This window comes from Streptomyces sp. NPDC044704, assembly GCF_056433525.1.
In genome coordinates, this window is the sequence record NZ_JBWKGY010000009.1 from 89,654 (window position 1) to 109,035 (window position 19,382).

The 19,382-nt window shown below is 73.1% G+C and carries 18 protein-coding genes and 1 riboswitch; of the genes, 8 read left to right on the forward strand and 10 right to left on the reverse strand.

The window, feature by feature from the left end; genetic code table 11:
* Nucleotides 1–371: 371 nt before the first annotated feature.
* Nucleotides 372–995, reverse strand: a complete 624-nt coding sequence (locus AC07B0_RS22630) for a response regulator (RefSeq protein ID WP_467296467.1) — start codon at nt 993–995, stop codon at nt 372–374.
* Nucleotides 992–2,170 (reverse strand): sensor histidine kinase, encoded by a 1,179-nt coding sequence (locus AC07B0_RS22635; RefSeq protein ID WP_478898865.1) that lies wholly within the window; start codon nt 2,168–2,170, stop codon nt 992–994. The genes AC07B0_RS22630 and AC07B0_RS22635 overlap by 4 nt, the downstream gene beginning before the upstream one ends.
* A gap of 682 nt (nt 2,171–2,852) precedes the next feature.
* Between AC07B0_RS22635 and AC07B0_RS22640 the strand changes: the two genes are divergently transcribed.
* A complete protein-coding gene (locus AC07B0_RS22640; protein ID WP_478898797.1) occupies nt 2,853–3,401 on the forward strand; it encodes a GlcG/HbpS family heme-binding protein in 549 nt (182 codons plus the stop codon).
* 71 nt (nt 3,402–3,472) lie between these two features.
* Nucleotides 3,473–4,912: a M1 family metallopeptidase gene (locus tag AC07B0_RS22645; protein ID WP_467296471.1), complete on the forward strand. Its 1,440-nt coding sequence runs from the start codon at nt 3,473–3,475 to the stop codon at nt 4,910–4,912.
* Nucleotides 4,913–4,946: 34 nt separating this feature from the next.
* Here the strand turns inward: AC07B0_RS22645 and AC07B0_RS22650 are convergent, their stop codons facing one another.
* Both AC07B0_RS22650 and AC07B0_RS22655 read right to left on the reverse strand, forming a co-directional pair.
* On the reverse strand, nt 4,947–5,489 hold the full coding sequence (locus AC07B0_RS22650; RefSeq protein WP_356875982.1) for a GNAT family N-acetyltransferase: 543 nt from the start codon (nt 5,487–5,489) through the stop codon (nt 4,947–4,949).
* Nucleotides 5,490–5,570: 81 nt separating this feature from the next.
* Nucleotides 5,571–6,146, reverse strand: coding sequence for a TerD family protein (locus AC07B0_RS22655; protein ID WP_031145314.1), 576 nt, complete (start codon nt 6,144–6,146; stop codon nt 5,571–5,573).
* Nucleotides 6,147–6,302: 156 nt separating this feature from the next.
* Here AC07B0_RS22655 and arfB point away from each other — a divergent pair, with 156 nt between their 5' ends.
* Entirely contained in the window at nt 6,303–6,728 is a 426-nt protein-coding gene (gene arfB / locus AC07B0_RS22660) for an alternative ribosome rescue aminoacyl-tRNA hydrolase ArfB (protein ID WP_356875980.1), read from the forward strand.
* A gap of 79 nt (nt 6,729–6,807) precedes the next feature.
* Here arfB and AC07B0_RS22665 read toward each other — a convergent pair whose 3' ends face one another.
* Nucleotides 6,808–7,293 (reverse strand): flavin reductase family protein, encoded by a 486-nt coding sequence (locus AC07B0_RS22665; RefSeq protein WP_467296636.1) that lies wholly within the window; start codon nt 7,291–7,293, stop codon nt 6,808–6,810.
* A 402-nt stretch (nt 7,294–7,695) separates the two neighbouring features.
* On the opposite strand from AC07B0_RS22665, the gene cdgB reads away from it, so the two are divergent.
* Together cdgB and AC07B0_RS22675 are read left to right on the forward strand one after the other, a co-directional pair.
* A complete protein-coding gene (gene cdgB, locus AC07B0_RS22670; protein WP_356875978.1) occupies nt 7,696–9,408 on the forward strand; it encodes a diguanylate cyclase CdgB in 1,713 nt (570 codons plus the stop codon).
* A 68-nt stretch (nt 9,409–9,476) separates the two neighbouring features.
* Nucleotides 9,477–10,517, forward strand: coding sequence for a CBM35 domain-containing protein (locus AC07B0_RS22675; protein WP_469380553.1), 1,041 nt, complete (start codon nt 9,477–9,479; stop codon nt 10,515–10,517).
* A gap of 18 nt (nt 10,518–10,535) precedes the next feature.
* Here AC07B0_RS22675 and AC07B0_RS22680 read toward each other — a convergent pair whose 3' ends face one another.
* The 3 genes from AC07B0_RS22680 to AC07B0_RS22690 form a co-directional block, all read right to left on the reverse strand.
* Nucleotides 10,536–11,453 carry a 1-phosphofructokinase family hexose kinase gene (locus AC07B0_RS22680; protein WP_356875974.1) on the reverse strand — a complete coding sequence of 306 codons (918 nt, stop codon included), beginning with the start codon at nt 11,451–11,453 and terminating at the stop codon, nt 10,536–10,538.
* Nucleotides 11,454–11,555: 102 nt separating this feature from the next.
* Nucleotides 11,556–12,707 (reverse strand): N-acetylglucosamine-6-phosphate deacetylase, encoded by a 1,152-nt coding sequence (gene nagA, locus AC07B0_RS22685; protein WP_356875972.1) that lies wholly within the window; start codon nt 12,705–12,707, stop codon nt 11,556–11,558.
* Nucleotides 12,707–13,639 (reverse strand): ROK family protein, encoded by a 933-nt coding sequence (locus AC07B0_RS22690; RefSeq protein WP_356876003.1) that lies wholly within the window; start codon nt 13,637–13,639, stop codon nt 12,707–12,709. Before AC07B0_RS22690 ends, nagA begins: the two co-directional genes overlap by 1 nt.
* 212 nt (nt 13,640–13,851) lie before the next feature.
* Here AC07B0_RS22690 and AC07B0_RS22695 point away from each other — a divergent pair, with 212 nt between their 5' ends.
* The 3 genes from AC07B0_RS22695 to otsB all read left to right on the forward strand — a co-directional run bounded on the left by AC07B0_RS22695 (nt 13,852) and on the right by otsB (nt 16,479).
* A complete protein-coding gene (locus AC07B0_RS22695; RefSeq protein ID WP_356875970.1) occupies nt 13,852–15,156 on the forward strand; it encodes an extracellular solute-binding protein in 1,305 nt (434 codons plus the stop codon).
* 80 nt (nt 15,157–15,236) lie between these two features.
* Nucleotides 15,237–15,497 carry a DUF3263 domain-containing protein gene (locus tag AC07B0_RS22700; RefSeq protein ID WP_356875968.1) on the forward strand — a complete coding sequence of 87 codons (261 nt, stop codon included), beginning with the start codon at nt 15,237–15,239 and terminating at the stop codon, nt 15,495–15,497.
* 127 nt (nt 15,498–15,624) lie between these two features.
* Complete coding sequence (otsB, locus tag AC07B0_RS22705; protein WP_356875966.1) at nt 15,625–16,479, forward strand: trehalose-phosphatase; 855 nt, start codon at nt 15,625–15,627, stop codon at nt 16,477–16,479.
* Nucleotides 16,480–16,536: 57 nt separating this feature from the next.
* On the opposite strand, the gene AC07B0_RS22710 is transcribed toward otsB, so the two are convergent.
* Both AC07B0_RS22710 and AC07B0_RS22715 read right to left on the reverse strand, forming a co-directional pair.
* Entirely contained in the window at nt 16,537–17,994 is a 1,458-nt protein-coding gene (locus AC07B0_RS22710; RefSeq protein WP_478898798.1) for an alpha,alpha-trehalose-phosphate synthase (UDP-forming), read from the reverse strand.
* Between the two features lie 83 nt (nt 17,995–18,077).
* Entirely contained in the window at nt 18,078–19,028 is a 951-nt protein-coding gene (locus AC07B0_RS22715; protein ID WP_356876001.1) for a glucosyl-3-phosphoglycerate synthase, read from the reverse strand.
* 182 nt (nt 19,029–19,210) lie between these two features.
* Nucleotides 19,211–19,368: riboswitch (SAM riboswitch) on the forward strand.
* Nucleotides 19,369–19,382 lie beyond the last annotated feature (14 nt).

Here is a 19,382-nt window from a genome sequence, read left to right on the forward strand (position 1 = left end):
GCTGATGTGGTCGTCATTTCGGGTGGGTAAGCCAGGAGCCCGGTCCCGGAAGGGGCCGCGAGGGGGCGTGTGCCCGGTCGGCCGACCCCCGGCCCGTCGTCTCGTCCCTGACGGGGCCGCTCCTCTGGCTCTTCCCCGTGACCGTTCTTTTGGGGGGTTCCCGTCGGTCTTCGGCTTTCCGGGGTGGGGCGGTCGGTCAAGGGTGGCCGTAGGCCATCGCGAAGCGACGCGAACGAAGTGAGCGCCCTTGAGGGACCGGTCCAGCCCGGAGAGACGATGAGACTGACGGGAAACCACCAAACCCTCCCTGATGCGGATCACGGGGACCCCGCCGTCCCCCGACCCCGACCCGCCCCCCGCCCCCCGCCCCCTCACGACGGCAGGAGGCGTTGTTCCTTGGCTACCGCGACCGCGCCCGCGCGGGTGTCCACGCCGAGTTTGTCGTAGATGCGGCCCAGGTGGGTCTTGACCGTGGCTTCGCTGATGAACAGGGCGCGGGCGATGTCGCGGTTGCCGAGGCCGCGGGCCAGTTGGCCCAGGATGTCGAGCTCCCGGTCCGTCAGGGTGGGCCGGGAGCCCCGCATGTGGGCCATCACGCGGCTCGCGACCGGCGCGGAGAGCGTCGTACGCCCGGCTGCCGCCGAGTGGATCGCGGCGAAGAGTTCCTCGGGCCGTTCCGCCTTCAGGAGGTAGCCGGTGGCGCCGGCGCCGATGGCCCGGGTGATGTCCGCGTCCGTGTCGTACGTGGTGAGGACGAGTACGTGCGGGGGGCCGGGCAGGGCCGTGATGCGGCGGGTGGCCTCCACGCCGTCGATGCCCTCGCCCAGTTGGAGGTCCATGAGGACGACGTCCGGGCGCAGCTTCGCGGCCAGCGCCACGGCCTCCTCGCCGCTGCCGGCCTCGCCGAGCACCTCGATGTCCGGCTCGCTGCCCAGGAGGGCGAGGAGGCCGGCGCGGACCACTACGTGGTCGTCGCAGAGGAGGATCGTCGTCATCCTGTGGGCTCCAGGGGGATCGAGGCCGAGAGGACGGTGCCCTCGCCCGGGGTTGATTCGATGGTCAGGGTGCCGCCGAGCTGGCGCACGCGGGCGCGGATCGCCGGGAGGCCGTGGCCTCGGTCGGGGCCGGCGCTGCGGGGTTCGGTGAAACCGTCGCCGTCGTCCGCGATGTCCAGGACGACCTGGTCGCCGAGGAAGCTCAGGGTGAGGGCGGCGGTACACGCGCCCGAGTGTTCGCGGATGTTCGACAGGGCGCCCTGGGCGATCCGCAGGAGGGCCGATTCGGCGCGGTCCGGGAGCGGGGCCGGGGCGCCTTCCAGGTGGAAGCGGACGGTGATGTCCGGGCCGGCGTCCAGCGCGCGGAGGGCGTCGGCGAGCCCGGCGCCGTTCTCCAGCTCGGGCGGCGCCAGGTCGTGGACGAGCCGCCGGGCCTCGGCGAGGCCGCGCGCCGCGATGCCGGTGGCCGTACGGACGTGCGCGCGGGCGGTGTCCGGGTGGCTGTCCCAGGTCCGGTCCGCGGCCTGGAGCAGCATCTGCTGGCTGGACAGGTGCTGGGCGAGGGTGTCGTGGATCTCCATGGACAGCCGCTGCCGCTCGGCGAGGGTGCCTTCGCGGCGTTCGGTGGCGGCGAGCTCCCGGCGGGTGCGGATCAGGTCGTCGATGAGTGCGCGCTGGGCCTGCGCCTGGCGTTCCATGTGGACGAAGACGGCGGTGGCGAGGGCGGCGACGGCGGGCGGGGCGAGGAACAGGTTCGGGTCGAAGTCGGTGGACAGCCGCAGCTGGGCGGCGACGACGAACACCGTGAGCAGGGCGACGAGGACGATCGCGGCGCGTGGGGGGAGGGTGCGCAGCGCCGTGAAGAAGAGCGGTACGGCGCACCAGGCGAAGCTCGGCGCGAGGAGGACCAGTACCACCCAGGTCGCGACGACCAGGCCGAGCCAGAGCAGGCGGCGCAGGGTGGGGGTGGTGGCCTGCGGCGCGGGGACCGATGCGCGGGCGGCCTGCGGCGCCGGGGCGGGTACGCGGGTGGCACCGACGACGGGGCCGAGGACGTACAGCAGGGCCAGCGCGATGCTGAGGGCGATGACCCAGGGGGTGCGGGGTTCGCCGGGGTGCCGCAGGAGGAAGCGGGCGACCGAGGCGCCGAGGAGCAGGAAGAACGCCGCGTGCATGACGGTGGCCAGGGTGCGGGTGTCGGGATCGGCACCGGCACTGGCGGCGGGGTGCGGCCGCGGGGTGTGGCTCACGGCGGGGCTCCTGGGGGTGGGGGTGGTATCCATCTTGCCTCTGCCCTGGCCGGGCGGGTTGCGGGTGGGGATCCGCCCGCCGGGCGGCCGGTGCCCCGCCGGGCGGCCCGGTGCCCGGCCCCGGCGGGTTCCCGGGTGCCGGGTGGGCCCGGCACCCGGGTGGGTTCCGGATCTGGATCCCGGGGGTTCCGGGCCCCGGGTGGTCCTGACCCCTGGGTGGGTTCCGGGTCCTGGGCGGTCCGGGGCTCGGGTGGGTTCCGGGTCCTGGGCGGTCCGGGGCTCGGGTGGGTTCCGGGCCCTGGGTGGTCCGGGACCCGGGTCGGTTCCGGGCCCCGGGTGGCCCTGAGCCCCCGGGTGGGTCCCGGAACCCCGGTGGGGTTCGGGGGAGGGGTATCGATCAGGAGAACCGGGGGGGCGGGGGTGGCGCATCGGCCGATCGGATGACCCTCGGGTCAGCCGGTGCGGTGGCCGTTGGGAGCCGGTACGGCGACGGGTGGAGGCGGGATCCGGGCCGAGTCTTGGAGCAGCGGCAGAACGAGCCGGCCGACGCACGACCCACCGACCACACCCCGCCCCATCGGGCGACGTCCTACCACCAGGAGCAGACATGAACACCCGCACCCGCGTCCTCACCGGTACCGCCCTCGCCCTCGCCCTCGGCGCCGGGACGTTCGGTGCCGTCAGCGCGAGCGCCGCGCCCGCTTCGGCGCCGGCCGCCGCCCCCGCCGCGAAGAAGGACAACGACAAGAACTTCACCACCTCGACCCACCTCACCGTCGACGCCGCGACCCGCGCCGCCCAGGCCGCGCTGCACGCCGCCGAGAAGGAGAACCAGAAGGTGACGGTCGCGGTGGTCGACCGCAACGGCAACACCATCGTCACGCTGCGCGGCGACGGCGCGGGCCCGCAGTCCTACGAGTCGGCCCAGCGCAAGGCCTTCACCGCCGTGTCCTGGAACGCCCCGACCTCCGTCCTCGCGGGCCGTCTCGCCCAGACCCCGAACCTGAAGGACATCCCGGGCACCCTGTTCCTCGGTGGCGGTACCCCGGTCCAGGCCAAGGGCGCCCCGGTCGCGGGCGTGGGCGTGGCCGGCGCCCCGTCCGGTGACCTCGACGAGAAGTTCGCCAAGGCGGGCGTCGACGCCCTGGAGAAGTAGTCCTGGAGAAGTGGTCCACGAAGCCCCCACGGCACCGGAGCGGGCCCGTCCGCCCGCTTAGGATCGAGTGCGTGGAACACCCCCGGCTCGTCCGCCTCGCCGCCCCCGCCGCCGCAGCCCTGCTCTCCCTCGCCGCCCTGGCCACGGGATGTACGGGTTCCACGGTGCAGGGGCGGCCCGGCGCGTCCGGGCTCCGCGACCCGTACTTCCCGCGCGCCGGCAACGGCGGCTACGACGTCGAGCACTACGACCTCGACCTCGCCTACGACCCCGCCGACGGGCAGCTGCACGGTACGGCCGTCATCACCGCCCGCGCCGGGCAGGGCCTCAGCTCCTTCAACCTCGACTTCAGCGGTCTCAAGATCGAGAGCGTGGAGGTGCAGGGCGCCGGAGCCCGGTACAACCGGACGGGCAACGAGCTGACGGTGCGCCCGGCGAAGGACCTGAAGAAGGGCGAGGTCTTCCGTACGGAGATCGACTACACCGGCCGCCCGAAGCCCGTCACGGATCCGGACGGATCCGAGGAGGGCTGGATCACCACCGATGACGGCGCGGTCGGGGTCGGCGAGCCGGTCGGTTCGATGGGCTGGTTCCCGGGCAACCACCACCCCAGCGACAAGGCCTCCTACGACATCACCCTGACGGTCCCGAAGGGCTACGAGGCGGTCTCCAACGGCGAGCTGCGTTCGCGCACGGAAGTCGAGGACGGGCAGACGGAGTTCGCCTGGCACAGTCCCGAGCCGATGGCCAGCTACCTGGCCACCGCCGCGATCGGGAAGTTCGACGTGAAGACCGGCCGGACCCCGTCGGGCATCCCCGTCTACAACGCGGTGACGCCCGCCGAGGCGGAGCGCAGCGCGCCCGCGCTGGCGCGGCTGCCGGAGATCGTGGAGTGGGGTTCCGCCAAGTTCGGCCCGTACCCCTTCGGTACGGTCGGCACGATCGTGCTGCCGGGCGGGACCCTCGGGTACGCGCTGGAAACGCAGACCAAGCCCGTCTATCCCGGTGCGCCGGACGAGAACCTGATCCTGCACGAGCTGGCCCACCAGTGGTTCGGCAACTCGGTCTCGCCGAAGTCCTGGAAGGACATGTGGCTGAACGAGGGCTTCGCCACCTACGCCGAGTGGATGTGGGCGGAGGAGCACGGCGGGCCGACCGCGCAGCGCCGCTTCGAGGCGATCCTCGCCGGTGACACCTCCGTCGACGAGGCCGCCGACTCGGAGTGGGACGCCTTCCCGCCGGCCGCCCCGCCGGGACCGGAGCACATCTCGGGCACGCCCGTGTACGTACGGGGCGCGATGGTGCTGCACCGGATCCGCCAGGAGGTCGGCGACGAGAAGTTCTCCGCCCTGCTGCGCGGCTGGGCCGCCGACCACCGGCACGGCAGCGCGAGCACCGCGGAGTTCACGGCGTACGCGCAGCGGCACACGGGTCACGACCTGAAGGAGGTCTGGGACGTGTGGCTGTACGGCGAGGACCGGCCCGAGGCGCCCGAACCGAAGGCTTCCTGAACCCGGGGCGCCCCGAGCGCGACGCCTCCGGGGGCTACGCGTCCGGGGGCTGCGCGTCCGTGCCGAGCGTCTTGCGCATCACCGTGCAGGGGCGGCCCAGTTCGCGGTCCTTGGCGTGGCGCAGGACCGTGTAGCCCTGGGCCTGCCAGAAGGCGAGGGCCTTGGTGTTGGCTTCGAGCACGGCGAGGCGTACGCCCGTCCGGCCCGCGGCGCGGAAGCGGTCCTCGACGAGGGTGGCGACGGCGCGGCCGTACCCCTCGCGGTGCGCGGTGGAGTCGATGAGCAGCAGACCGATCCACGGGTCCGGGTCTTCGGAGGCCGGGTCGGGGTGGTGGTCGAGGGTGGCGGCCAGGCCGACGAGGCGGCCGGCGGAGCGGGCCAGCAGTACTTCGGCGCCGTCGTGGGCGAGTTCGTCGGCGAGGGCGGCCGCGACCTGTTCCACCGTGATGCGGGCGGGGTCGGGGAAGTCGCCGCTGATCTCGAAGAACGCGTGGTTCGTCGCGTAGAGCGTGGCGATTTCGGTGAGGACCGGCCCCGGCAGGGCGCCGTCCACGGGGACGAGCGGTTGGAGGATCACCTTGCGAACGGTAGCGAAGCCCCCTGCCCGGACGGTGGGGAGGGGGCTTCGCCTGCGGCTGTGCCGCGGACCGGGCGTCGGTCAGACGTTGACGCCGAAGTCCTGGGCGATGCCGGTGAGGCCGGAGGCGTAGCCCTGGCCGACCGCGCGGAACTTCCACTCGGCGCCGTTGCGGTAGAGCTCGCCGAAGACCATGGCGGTCTCGGTGGCCGCGTCCTCGGAGAGGTCGTAGCGGGCGATCTCGGCGCCGCCGGCCTGGTTCACGACGCGGATGTACGCGTTGCGGACCTGGCCGAAGTTCTGGCTGCGGGACTCGGCGTCGTAGATGGAGACCGGGAAGACGATCTTGTCCACGTCGGCGGGGAGGCCCGCGAGGTTCACGTTGATGGCTTCGTCGTCGCCGGCGCCCTCGCCGGTGCGGTTGTCACCGGTGTGGACGATGGTCTGGTCCGGGGTGGACTTGTTGTTGAAGAAGACGAAGTGGCCGTCGGAGACGACCTTGCCCGTCGCGTTCACCGCGATGGCCGAGGCGTCCAGGTCGAAGTCGACACCGGTGGTGGTACGGGTGTCCCAGCCGAGGCCGACCGTGACGGCAGAGAGGCCCGGGGCCTCCTTCGAGAGCGAGACGTTGCCGCCCTTGGACAGGCTGACAGCCATGGGATTGTCCCTTTCCTCATCCAGCATGCACGTACAGGCGGTCAAAGTACCGCTGTCTCCTCTAACGCGAGGAGGTACCCGCGGGGTTCCCGCCCGAAATAAGCCCGCACGAAATAGGAGTGACGGGGCGGGTGCGGGCGCGGGATCATAGGGCGCATGCCTGGTCCCTATGTCATCCGCGGTTCGGTCGTGCTCCCCGAGGCGGAGCTCGCCTGGCGTTTCTCGCGTTCCTCGGGGCCGGGCGGGCAGCACGTGAACACCTCGGACTCCCGTGTGGAGCTGCTCTTCGACGTCGCGGCGACCAAGGCGCTGCCGGACGTGTGGAAGGAGCGGGCGCTGGAGCGGCTCGCGTCCCGGCTGGTCGACGGCGTGGTGACCGTACGGGCCTCCGAGCACCGCTCGCAGTTCCGCAACCGGGAGATGGCGCTGGTCCGGCTGGCCTCGCTGCTCGCGGAGGCGACGGCCCCGCCGCCGAAGGCCCGCCGGGCGACGAAGATCCCGCGTGGGATCAACGAGCGCCGCCTGCGGGAGAAGAAGGCCCGCGGCGAGACGAAGCGCGGCCGTACGGGCCGGGACTGGTAACCGCGCCGGCGCGCCGGGCGGGCCGGCGGTCAGGACGCGGCGGCGGGCGGGACGCACCGGACGCGCGCGTGCGGCGCGGCTACGGCGCCAGGTGCCGGTAGCGCCCCCGGAAGTACGTCAGGGGCGGCGCGTCGGGGGCCGGCAGGCCGGCGGTCAGGACGCGGCCGATGACCAGGGTGTGGTCGCCCGCCTCGACACGGGACTCGGTGCGGCACTCCAGGGTGGCGAGCGCTCCCGTCAGCAGCGGGGCGCCGGAGACCTCGCCCCGCTCCCAGGGCAGGCCCTCGAAGAGCAGCCGGTCGCTGATCCGTCCCTTCATCGCGAAGCGGCCCGCGACCTGGAGCTGGGAGTCGGCGAGGACGGAGACGGCCCACAGCGGCTGCTCCGCCAGCAGGTCGTCCATCCGCGAGCCCTCGCGCAGGCTCACCAGGACCAGGGGCGGGTCCAGGGAGACGGACAGGAAGGCGGTCGCGGTCATGCCGACGTCCTCGCCGCGCGGTCCGTCGGAGGTCAGGGCCGGTTCGTGCGCGGTGATCAGGCACACCCCCGCCGCCAGTCGGGACATCGCCGCCCGGAACTCTTCGTTGCTCACCCCCTCAGGATGGGGTACGGCGGCCTGCGGTACGGGGCTCGGGGGCACGGGGCTCGGGATCGTCTTCGGCACGTGGGGAACGCTAGTCTCGCGTCCGTCCGCCGCACATCGGGCGCTGGTCCGAGCCGCGTCCCCGCCCCTCGGCCTAGTCCCGGGCGTATCGTTTGCTCCCGAGAAGGACGGGGAGCGCTCCCATCCAACAAGGGCCCCGTTGCGCCCTGTTGTTCATCTCATGTGACTTGAGTCACAGAGAGCAAGATTTGTTGACCCTGTGTACCTGCCGCACAGCTCACTGTGATTCAGTGGACGGGACACCGCAACGAAACGCCGATGACAAACCTGGAGTTGCTGTCGAGGTCTCGGGGAGAGCGAGCAATGGAGACCGAGTCGGAGCCGTACGTCCGTCTTGCGACCCTGCGGCAGCTGCACCAGGTGGTGGCCGAGCTCAATACGGCCCGGAGCCTGGCGGACACCCTGCAGACCGTCGTGGACGGCATCGTCGTGGGCCTCGGCTACGAACTCGCCTGTGTCAACCTCGTACGCCCTGACGGCGATCTGGTCGTCGCCGCCTTCGCCGGGGACCCCGCCGCCGAAGCCCTGATCACCGGCCGCGTCGGCTCGCGGCCCTCCTGGGACCGCCGGCTGACCATGGGCGAGGACTGGGACGGCCTCCGCTTCATCCCGCACACCGAGGGCTGGGTCCTGCTGGAGGACGACGTCCCCCAGTGGCACACCGACGGCCCCGATCCGCGGTTCGAGGACGAATGGCACCCCGAGGACCGGCTCTACGCCCCGATGTACGCGACGGGCGGGGAACTTCTGGGTGTCATTTCGGTGGACAGGCCGCGCAACGGACGCCGGCCCGGCGCGTGGGGCCGCGAAGCGCTCCAGATGTACGCCTTCCAGGCCGCCATTGCGATCAGCAACGCGAGGCTCCGCGCGAACATGCAGCGGGCCCTGGTCCGGCTGGAACGCGAGCAGCAGGCGCTGCGCGCCAGCGAGGAGTCGTTCCGCCAGGCCTTCGAGTACGCGCCGAGCGGCATGGCCATCGCCGAGATGGGCGGCGACCAGCACGGCCGGCTGCTGCGCACCAATGACGCGCTCTGCCGCCTCCTCGGCCGGCCCGCCTCCGTCCTGCGCCGCTACTCCTTCTCCGACCTGGTCCACCCCGAGGACATCGGGACGCTGCTGCGGACCTCCGCCGAGGGCGGCCGCGCCGAGCTGCGCCTCGGGCGGCGGGACGGCACGTACGTGTGGGTCTCGCTGCGGAACTCGGTCGTCGCGGACGCCGCCGACGGGCCCCGTTTCCTCCTCACCCACGTCGAGGACATCGAGGAACGCAAGCGGCACGAGCTCCAGCTCGCGCACCGGGCCAGCCACGACTCCCTGACCGGTCTGCCCAACAGCGCCGAGCTGCGCGCCCGGCTCGGGGCCCGGCTGTGCCGGCGGCCGCAGTCGGTGATGGCCACGGCCGTCGAGGCCCTGGACGCCGCCTTCGAGGCGCGGCCCGTGGCGGGTGGTGCCGCGGAGCACGGCTTTCAGCCCGAGGCGCCCCACGGGTTCCCGGGCGCCCACCCCGTCGACTTCGCCGAGTTCCCCGACTTCCCGGGCGGGCCGCCGGGCCGGGCGGAGGGCCCGTACGACCACCACGTGCACACCGTCGCCCCCGCCTCGGACGTCGACGACGGGACGAAGGGCCTCGCGGTGCTCTTCTGCGACCTCGACGGCTTCAAGTCGATCAACGACCGGTTCGGGCACCACACCGGCGACGCCGTCCTGATCGAGGTCGCCCGGCGGCTGACGACGGGCGTCAGGGACGGTGACACCGTCGCCCGGCTGGGTGGTGACGAGTTCGTCGTCCTCGCCGACGGACTGGGCGCCGCCGACGCCGCGGACCTCGCCGTGCGGCTCCGCAACGCGATCATCCCGCCGATCCGGGTGGACGGGCGTGCGGTGCGCGTGGGGGCGAGTTTCGGGATCGGCTGGGCCAGCTGCGGGATGTCCGCGGACGAGGTGCTGCGCTCCGCCGACCAGCGGATGTACATCGAGAAGCGGTCCCGGTCCAAGGCGCACCGCAGGGCCGGCTGAGGCGATCGGCCGCCCGTGGGTGCACGTGTTCGGGGTAGGCTCCCGTGGGTCGAAAGGAGTGACCTGCGATGACGACGCCCGCGAACAACGGCCCGCACGGTGGGGCGAACCAGCCCGAGGACGACGATCCGTTCGGCTACCTCTACGCGGACGGCCAGGCCGCCGGAGCCACCCCGCCCGGGACGGGCGGTGGATACGGCTACCCCGGCCCGTCGGTCGGCGGTCAGCCCGGCGTGCAGCCCGGCGTCCCCCGTACCTCGTACAACCAGGTCCGCACGGTCGGTGAGCGGACGTACGGCGGCCAGCGCGGCCCCGTTCCGCCCCAGCAGCAGGCCCCGCAGTCCTACCAGGCCCAGTACCAGGCCCCCGAGGCCCTCCAGGCCGGCGGCTACGGAGTCCCGCAGCAGCAGTCCCCGCAGTCCCAGACGCAGACGATCCAGCCCCCGGGCGGCGGCCGCGCCGGTGGCGGCGGCGGTGGTGGCGGTTCCAGCCGCAAGGGCCTGCTCATCGCGGCGGTGGCCGTGGTCGCGGCGGTCGCGATCGGCATCGGCGCGGCGCTGGCCTTCGGCGACAAGGGCAAGGAAGACGACAAGAACCAGGCGGACACCCCGCCCCAGCAGTCGGCTGCCCCGCAGAAGTCCGACGGCTCCCCGGAGCCGAGCCGCTCGCCGAGGCCTTCGGAAGCCCCGCTGCCGAAGGGCGAGGCCGCCGGAGCGGGCATGGCCCTCACGGGCGGTGCGACCCTGATGACGGCGGTCCCCGGTGCCAACAGCGGCGGGGGCCAGTACGTCGGCAACTTCAACCAGCCCGGTGCCGCGCTGACCTGGACGCTGGATCTGCCCAAGGCCGGTACGTACCGCTTCTACGTGCGTTTCGGCATCCCGGGGGAGGACGCGAACGCAACCCTGGCGGTGAACGGGAAGCCCAACAGCACTCCGCTCAACATGCGCAACTTCGCCAAGTCGCCGAAGGGCGACTGGGAGAAGGGCTGGCAGACCACCTGGGGCCAGGTCACCCTGAACAAGGGCACCAACACGATAAAGATGTCGTGTGAGACCGGGAACAAGTGCAACGTGAACATCGATCAGCTCTGGCTCGAACAGGGCTGATCCCGCACCCGCCGGCCCTCAGCCGGCCGTGACCTTCACCGACCCCCGTACCTCCTCGTAGGTGCGGGGGTCGAATTCGCCTGCGGCGGGGGCGTGGACGGTGGCTGCCGAGAGGGCTACCGCGCGGGTGAGGCGGGCCGGCCAGTCGAGGCCCTCCGTCAGGGCGGAGAGCAGGCCCGCCACCGCGGAGTCGCCCGCGCCCGTCGGGTTGCCGGTCAGGGCGCGGGGCGGGGCCGCCTGCCAGGTGCCGTGCGGGGTGGCGGCGAGGAGTCCGGCGGGGCCCAGGGAGGTGATCACCGCGTGCGCGCCCCGGCGGCGGGCGTCGCGGGTGGCGGGGAGCGGGTCGCGGGAGCCGGTCAGCTCGGCGAGTTCGGCGGCGTTCGGCTTGATCATCTCGGGGCGGGCGGCGATCCCGCGGCGCAGGGCCTCGCCGCTGGTGTCCAGGAGCACGGGGGCGCCGGCCGCGCGGGCGGTCCGTACGAGGGCCGCGTACGCGCCGACCGGTACGCCGGGCGGCAGGCTGCCGCACAGGGCCACCGCCCGGGCCCCGGCGACGAGTTCGGTGTAGTGGGCGAGGAACGCGGCCCACTCGGCGGCGGTGATCTGCGGGCCCGGTTCGTTGAACTGCGTGGTGTCGCCGGTGGCTTCGTCGACGACGGCCAGGGTGCGGCGGGTGCTGCCCGCGCAGGGGAGCAGGGCGTCGGTCACGCCGGGCGAGGCGGCGAGCAGTTCGCGGACGACCGCGCCCGACGGCCCGCCCGCGAAGCCCGTCGCCGTGACCTCGTGGCCGAGGGCGGCGAGCACCCGGGCCACGTTCAGGCCCTTGCCGCCGGGGCGTTCGGCGACGTCGGTGGCGCGGTGGGTGGAGTGCGGACGCAGGCGCGGCACCCGGTGGGTGATGTCCAGCGCGGTGTTGAGCGTCACGGTGAGGATCATGACCAGTCCCGGTTTCGGTGTGTGCCGGGATCATGCCAAACGGAGGCCGGTCAGCCCAGTCCCACGGGCCGGTGGCCTCCGTCCGTACGGCCGGACGGGCGCTCAGGCAACGGGGCTGACGACCCATTCGCCGCGCCGCATGACGCCCTTGACGTCGAACTCGGCGTCCAGGACGACGAGGTCGGCGTACTTGCCCGGGTCCAGCGATCCGACCTGGTCGTAGAGGCCGAGCAGCTTGGCCGGGTTGGCGGAGATCGCCTGGACCACGGATTCGACGGGGAGCCGGTCCAGGGTCACCGAGCGCTTGAAGGCGGTGTCCAGGGTGAGGGTCGAGCCGGCGATGGAGCCGCCCTCGACGAGCCGGGCCACACCGGCCTTCACCTCGACCTCCAGCGGTCCGAGGTGGTAGATCCCGTCGCCGAAGCCGGCCGCGTCCATGGCGTCGGTGATCAGCGCGACGCGGTGGGCGCCCGCGTGGTGGAAGGCCAGTTCCAGCATCGCCGGGTGCAGGTGGGTGCCGTCGTTGATCAGCTCGACGGTGACCCGCTCGTCCTCCAGCAGCGCGGCGATCGGGCCCGGGGCGCGGTGTTCCAGGCCCGGCATCGCGTTGTACAGGTGGGTGGCCACGGTGGCGCCCGCGTCGATGGCCTGCCGGGTCTGTTCGTACGTGGAGTCCGTGTGGCCGATCGCGGCGATGACGCCGTGCTCGGCGAGCAGCCGTACGGAGTCCAGTCCGCCCGGCAGTTCGGTCGCCAGGGTGAACATGCGGGCGGCGCCGTGCGCGGCGTCGATCAGCTTGCGGACCTCGGCCGGGTCGGGGTCGCGGAGCAGGTCCTCCTTGTGGGCGCCCTTGCGGCAGGGGTTGATGAACGGCCCTTCGAAGTGGATGCCCGCGATCTCGCCCTGCTGGGTCAGTTCGGCCAGCAGTCCGGCGCGCCGGGCCAGTTCGTCGAGGTCTCCGGTGACCGTGGAGGCGACGAGGGTGGTGGTCCCGTGTTCGCGGTGGGTGCGGACGCCCTTGAGGACGTCCTCGGCGGTCCCGGAGGTGAAGGAGGCCCCGCCGCCGCCGTGGTTGTGCATGTCCACGAAGCCGGGGACGATCCAGTGCCCGGACAGGTCGACGGTGCGGGCGCCCTCGTCGGCGCTGCCCGCGATGCGTTCGCCCGCGACGATGATCCGGCCGTTGGCCACGGTGCCGGTCGGCAGCACCACCCTGGCGCCCGACAGAACGGTGCTGTGTGAGCTTCCGGACATCAGGCAGGTACCTCCGTGGCGAGTAGGTCCCAGGCGAGCAGCCCTGCGCCCAGGCATCCGGCTGTGTCCCCGAGGGCCGCCGGAACGATCTCGGGCAGCCGCTGGAACGTCACGCGTTCCTCGACGGCCGTCCGAAGTGGTGTGAACAAGGTTTCCCCCGCCTCCGCCAGCCCGCCACCGATGATCAGCGTGCGCGGGTCCAGCAGGGTGATCGCGGTGACGAGGCCGTCGGCGAGGGCGCCGATGGCCGCCAGCCAGACCTCGCGGGCGCGCGCGTCGCCGGACTCGACGGCCTTCGCGCAGTCCGCCGCGTCCGCGTCGGGGTCGCCGGAGGCGGCCGCCCAGGCGCGGCTGACGGCGGAGGCGGAGGCCAGGGTCTCCAGGCAGCCGTACTGCCCGCAGCCGCAGGCGGGGCCGCCGGGCCGGACCACGATGTGACCGATCTCGCCCGCGTAGCCGTGGGCGCCGGCCTCGATGCGGCCGGCGATGCCGATGGCGCCGGCGATGCCCGTGCCGAGCGGGACGAACAGGAAGCGGTCGGCGCCGCGGCCCGCGCCGATGCGGCCCTCCGCGAGCCCGCCCGTGCGCACGTCGTGGCCCAGTGCCACCGGGATGCCGCCGAGGCGTCTGCTGAGGAGCTCGCGCATCGGTACGTCGCGCCAGCCCAGGTTGGCGGCGTAGACGGCGGTGCCCCGCTCGGCGTCGACGATGCCGGGGACGGCGACGCCGGCGGCCGAGGCGGCCGCGCCGAAGCGTTCCCGGCCGAGGCCGAGCAGCTCGGAGGCGAAGTCCAGGATCGTCTCGACGACGGCCTCGGGACCCCGCTCGCGGCCGGTGGCGCGGCGCGCCTCGTGCAGCAGGGTGCCGTCCTCGGCGATGAGGGCGGCCTTCATCCCGGTGCCGCCCACATCGAGGGCGATGACGTGTTTCACGGGTTTCACAGGTGACAGTCTCGCGTGCTCGGCAGGCAAAGGTCTAGTCCATTGGGAGGGATTGTTGAGTGGCCATACAAATTCGGGACCCAGGTCCGGATACGGTCCGGACACAGTCCGGGCGCGGCGCGCGTCGCAGGTGGGAGGGGACCGCCAAAGTGGTGTAGACCTTACGTCGAATCGTACGTACGACAAGGGGTGGATCGAGAACCGTGAAGGGCCGTTACCTGAGCCTGGCCGCGTCCGGCGCCGTGCTGTGCCTGACCGCCGTGACGCTGACCGGCTGCGGCAGCCTGGAAAGCCTCACCGGGGACAACGAGGTGACCCTGCGGGTCGTGGCGGCCGACTACGGCGACAATCCGCAGAACTCCTCGGCCGGGTACTGGAAGGGCCTCGCCACGGCCTTCGAGGAGGACAACCCCGGCGTCCACGTCGAGGTCAGCGTCTACTCCTGGTCGGAGGTCGACGCCAAGGTCGCCGAGATGGTCAAGGCGGGCAAGGCCCCCGACATCGCGCAGATCGGCGCCTACGCCGACTACGCGGAGGCGGGCAAGCTCTACACCGTCGACGAACTGCTCTCGGTGAACACCGAGGCCGACTTCCTGGCCCCGCTCGCCGACGCAGGCAAGGTCAAGCGCGTCCAGTACGGCATGCCCTTCGTGGCCAGCACCCGCCTGCTCTTCTACAACACCAAGCTCCTCGGCGACGCCGGCGTCATACCCAAGGACGGCTCGACCCCCTGGCAGCCGAAGAGCTGGGCGGACCTGGAGGCGGCCGCCAAGAAGCTCAAGGGCGCGAACGTCCCCACGCCCTTCGCGCTGCCCCTGGGCCGCGAGGAGGCCCAGGCCGAGTCGATGATGTGGATGCTCGCCGGCGGCGGCGGCTACACGGACAACGAGGAGGCGTACCAGATCGACGCCCCGGAGAACGTGAAGGCCTTCGAGTTCCTGCGCGACAAGCTGGTCGGCCAGGGCCTGACCGGCTCCGTCGAACCGGGCAAGCTCGACCGCCAGGCCGCCTTCGACGCCTTCACCAAGGGCGAGGTCGGCATGCTCAACGGCCACCCCACGCTGCTCAAGCAGGCCGCGGGCAAGGGCGTGAAGTTCGGCATGGTGCAGATGCCCACCGTCGACGGCACCGACCACTCCACGATGGGCGTCGCGGACTGGGTCATGGCCTTCAAGAACGGCCACAGGAAGGAGTCCGGGAAGTTCCTGGACCACCTGTACTCGCAGAAGAACGTGACCGCCTTCACCAACCAGTACGACCTGCTGCCCGTCACCACCAGCGGCTACCGCGCCATGGAAGCGAGCACGGGCGGCTCGGCGGCCCAGCTGAAGACCTTCCTGACGGCCCTGCCCAACGCCCGCCTCTACCCCGTCGGCAAGAAGTCCTGGGCCGGGGTCAGCGAGGACGTGAAGGAGAACATCGGGCAGGTCGTGAAGCCCGGCGGACAGCCCGCGAAGGTCCTGGAGGACATCGCGACGAAGGCGCGCAAGGAGGACGGCGACCGCTGACCGGCGGCGGCGGGCGGGGCCGACGGCGACCGGCCGGCCGCCCCGCAGGCGGTGTCGGCGGTCGGCGTTAATCTGGCCGTATGACGGACGACGGGCAGGTGGGGGAGCGGCCGGCGGCACGGCTGACCGCCACCGAGGCCGCCGTACTCGCCTACGAGGGCCGCACCTGGCCGGGACCCGGCGCGAAGGAACGCGCGATACGCGAGGCCCTCGGCCTGACGCCCGTGCGCTACTACCAGCTCCTGAACGCCCTCATGGACGACCCCCGCGCCCTGGCCCACGCCCCGGGCACGGTGAACCGCCTCCGGCGCCTCCGCGAGGCCCAGCGGGGCCGCAGGTAACCTCGCCGCGCCCACGGCCGGCGGCGGTCCCGGGCGGGGCGCACCGGACGGCTGCGGGAGGCTTCGGCGGCGGCCGGGGCGGAGGCGGTCTGGGCGGAGGGCGGACTACGCCGGTAGGGTCATCGGTATGGGGAGCCGTCCGCACGACCTGCCGATGCCCGTGCCCGTCACCGCTGCCGGACGCGAGGGCCTCGAAGCCCTCCTCCGCGCACCCCGCAGGGCGGTCGTCGCCCTCGACTTCGACGGCACCCTCGCCGACATCGTTCCCGACCCGGACCAGGCCCGCGCCCACCCGGACGCCGTTCCGGCGCTCGCCGCGCTGGCGCCCGAGGTCGCCGCCGTGGCCGTCGTCACCGGCCGGCCCGCCGGGGTCGCCGTACGGTACGGCGGGTTCGCCGGGGTGCCCGGGCTGGAGCACCTGGTGGTCCTCGGCCACTACGGGGCCGAGCGCTGGGACGCCGTCACCGGGATCGTCCACGCCCCCGCCGAACATCCCGGCGTCGCGGCCGTACGGGCCGAGCTGCCCGGCTTCCTGGACTCCATCGGCGCCTGGCGCGGAACCTGGATCGAGGAGAAGGGCCGGGCGCTGGCCGTCCACACCCGCCGCGCCGAGGACCCCGAGAGGGCGTTCGCGGCCCTGCGGGAACCCCTGGCCGAGCTGGCCGCGCGGCACGGGCTGATGGTCGAACCCGGACGGGCCGTCCTGGAGCTGAGGCCGCCCGGCATGGACAAGGGCGTCGCCTTGACGGAGTTCCTCGCGGAGCGGGACGCGGAGGCGGTGCTGTACGCGGGCGACGACCTGGGAGACCTCGCGGCGTTCTCCGCCGTCGAGAAGCGGCGGGCCGACGGTCTGCCGGGCCTGCTGGTGTGCAGTGGCTCCGCGGAGGTTCCGGAGCTGGCCGCCCGCGCGGACATCGTCCTGGACGGCCCCGCGGACGTGGTCGCCCTCCTCGCCACCCTGGCCAGGGCCCTCACCCGCTGACCCCGCCACCGACCCCGCCGAGGCGCCCGCACGGAGCGCCGCGGCGGGGGTGTGCGGTCAGGCGTCGGGCGTGAGGGCCGCGAGCTGGGCTTCGAACCAGGGCGACGGGGGGAGGGCCGTGGCGGCGGCTGCCAGGCGCTTCGTGCGCTCCGCACGTTCCGCGGCCGGCATCGACAGGGCCGCGTGCAGGGCCTCGGCCGTGGCCGACACGTCGAAGGGGTTCACCGTCAGGGCGTCCTCGCGGAGCTCCCCGTAGGCTCCCGCCCCTGTCGACAGGACCAGCGCGCAGCCCGCCTCCGACACCACCGGGATCTCCTTCGCGACGAGGTTCATGCCGTCCCGGACCGGGTTCACGAGCGCCACGTCCGCCAGCCGGTACGCCGCCAGGGAGCGCGTGAAGTCGTCCTTCACCGACACGAGCACCGGCTGCCAGTCCTCCGTGCCGAACTCCGCGTTGATCTCCTGCGCCAGCTCCGCGACCGCCGCCGTGTAGTCCCGGTACACCTTCAGGTCCTGCCGCGACGGGTACGCGGACGCCAGGTGCACCACCGCGCCGCGCCACTCGGGGTGCCCGGTGAGCAGCTCCCGGTAGGCCAGCAGGCCGCGCAGGATGTTCTTCGACAGCTCGGTGCGGTCCACGCGGACGATCGTCTTGCGGCCCGCGACCTCCGCCCGCAGCCCCGCCAGCTTGTCGTCGACCTCCGGCCGGTGCGCCAGCGCCCGCAGGTCGTCCCCGTCCACGCCCAGCGGGAACACCCGCACCTCCGTCCGCCGGTGCCGCACCGGCCCCAGCGGGGACTTCTCGACGTACCGGGACTCCGCCGCGGACTTCGGCTCCGCGACGCCCCGCTCGTCGTCCAGCCGCGCGCAGTCGAGGAAGCGGTCCGCCCAGGCCCAGGTGTGGAAGCCCACCACGTCCGCGCCGAGCATCCCCCACAGCAGGTCCCGCCGGACGTCGTCCGGGAGCATGTCCAGGTACTCGGACGAGGCCCACGGCGTGTGCGTGAAGTGCGAGATCCGCAGGTCGGGCCGCAGCTCGCGGAGCGCTCCCGGCACCAGCGCCAGGTGGTAGTCCTGGACGAGGACCGACGCGCCCTGCGCGGCCTCCTCCGCCAGCGCCTCGGCGAAGGCCCGGTTGTAGGCGGCGTACGACTCCCACTGCCGCCGGAACTCCGCGTCGAAGGCCGGCTCGCGCGGGACGTCGTACAGGTGGTGGTGGGTGAACCAGAGCACCGAGTTGGCGATGCCGTTGTACGCGTCGTCGTACACCCCCGGATCGATGTCGAGCATCCGCACGCCCGGCTCGGACACGCCCCGGCGGACCGCCTCCCGGTCGGCGTCGGACAGGGCCGCGCAGATCCACAGGGCCTCCGGCTGCCGCGCGAGGGCCGCGGAGAGGCCGGAGACGAGACCGCCCCCGCCGCGCCGGGCACTGAGCGTGCCGTCCTGTTCGAGGGCGTACGAGAGCGGGCCGCGGTTCGCGGCGACGAGTACCTGAGAAGCCTGAGAAGCCATGCGGCCAACCTAGCCAGGCCCGCCCCCGGTCAAACGCGTGTACGCCGAGCGCGGCGAGGATCACTCCCGGCCCGGACCCCCGGTCAGGCCACGCGGCGCCCCGCGTACTCCTTGATCTCCACCATCGGCGGCCGCTCTTCGGTGTCCACCGGATAGGTGCGCGGAACGAACCCGTCCGGCCCCCGCTCGAACTGCGTCAGCTCCGGCCGCACGAGGTGCCCGCGCGAGAGCCGCAGCTGCGCCGTGCGGTAGATCGCGGCGGCCATCCGGCCCAGCGCCTGCCCGTCCTGGTGCCGGTGCAGCCGGACCCCGACGTCGACCTGGGCCAGCGCGTCCAGCCCGACCGTGTGCAGCGCGTCCACGAGCAGCCCCAGCTCCACCCCGTACCCGACGGGGAACGGCAGCCGCTCCAGCAGGGAGCGCCGTACGGCGTACTCGCCGCCCAGCGGCTGCACGAAGCCGGCCAGCTGCGGCCAGTGCAGGTTGAGGAGGGGCCGCGCGACCAGCTCGGTGACCCGGCCGCCCTGGCCGGGGGCGTCCCCCAGCGGGCGGTCGTACATCGCCTTGACGAACTGGACCTGCGGATCGGTGAGCAGCGGGCCCACGATCCCGGACACGAACGCCGCCGAGAAGTCCCGCAGGTCGGCGTCCACGAAGCAGACGACCTCGCCGCTCGTGGCGAGCAGCGAGCGCCACAGCACCTCGCCCTTGCCGGGCAGCGCGGGCAGCCGCGGCAGGATGTCGTCGCGGTGCACCACCCGGGCGCCGGCCTCGGCCGCGACCTTCGCCGTACGGTCGGTCGAGCCGGAATCGATCACCACGAGCTCGTCGACGAGGGGGATCGGCGGGCCTTCGATCAGGTCGCGCCGGATCACCTCGACGATCCGTCCGACGGTGGCCTCCTCGTCGAGGGCGGGCAGCACCACGCTGACCGTCGTGCCCGCCGCCCGTTTCCGGTCGAGCAGCTGGTCGAGCGGTCGGTCGGCTGCGGACCAGGAGCGGGCGGCCAGCCAGCGCTCCACCTCTTCCAGCACTCTCGGGACTCCCTGCTTCATCGGTGGTTTGGACCGAAAAGTGATCCATCTCGCGGTTCGGACGGCTGTCTCAACCACCCGGACCTTCGGTTACAGTCTTGAACAACGCGAAGGACCACCGCATGCCGGGGGTCCCGCGTACAAACGCCCGGACGCGCCCTGCGCGCCGCCCGGTGCCATACCGCTCATCCAGAGGGGCAGAGGGATACGGCCCGTTGAAGCCCCGGCAACCCTCCAGTCGGTTCTCGCGATGCGTCTGAGACGCACTCCCGCGGGGTCCCCGGCTAGGGAAGGTGCCAATTCCGTCTCATGGCGAAGTGCGCCATGGGGAAGATGAGGAGAAAGGGCCTCGCC

Coding starts and splice junctions, on each gene's coding strand:
- cdgB (WP_356875978.1), top strand. CDS start 7,696: ATGGAGACCGAGTCGGAGCCGTACGTCCGTCTTGCGACCCTGCGGCAG.
- AC07B0_RS22710 (WP_478898798.1), bottom strand. CDS start 17,994: ATGGCTTCTCAGGCTTCTCAGGTACTCGTCGCCGCGAACCGCGGCCCG.
- AC07B0_RS22655 (WP_031145314.1), bottom strand. CDS start 6,146: ATGGCTGTCAGCCTGTCCAAGGGCGGCAACGTCTCGCTCTCGAAGGAG.
- AC07B0_RS22640 (WP_478898797.1), top strand. CDS start 2,853: ATGAACACCCGCACCCGCGTCCTCACCGGTACCGCCCTCGCCCTCGCC.
- AC07B0_RS22635 (WP_478898865.1), bottom strand. CDS start 2,170: ATGCACGCGGCGTTCTTCCTGCTCCTCGGCGCCTCGGTCGCCCGCTTC.
- arfB (WP_356875980.1), top strand. CDS start 6,303: ATGCCTGGTCCCTATGTCATCCGCGGTTCGGTCGTGCTCCCCGAGGCG.
- AC07B0_RS22700 (WP_356875968.1), top strand. CDS start 15,237: ATGACGGACGACGGGCAGGTGGGGGAGCGGCCGGCGGCACGGCTGACC.
- AC07B0_RS22680 (WP_356875974.1), bottom strand. CDS start 11,453: ATGATCCTCACCGTGACGCTCAACACCGCGCTGGACATCACCCACCGG.
- otsB (WP_356875966.1), top strand. CDS start 15,625: ATGGGGAGCCGTCCGCACGACCTGCCGATGCCCGTGCCCGTCACCGCT.
- AC07B0_RS22630 (WP_467296467.1), bottom strand. CDS start 995: ATGACGACGATCCTCCTCTGCGACGACCACGTAGTGGTCCGCGCCGGC.
- AC07B0_RS22665 (WP_467296636.1), bottom strand. CDS start 7,293: ATGTCCCGACTGGCGGCGGGGGTGTGCCTGATCACCGCGCACGAACCG.
- nagA (WP_356875972.1), bottom strand. CDS start 12,707: ATGTCCGGAAGCTCACACAGCACCGTTCTGTCGGGCGCCAGGGTGGTG.
- AC07B0_RS22675 (WP_469380553.1), top strand. CDS start 9,477: ATGACGACGCCCGCGAACAACGGCCCGCACGGTGGGGCGAACCAGCCC.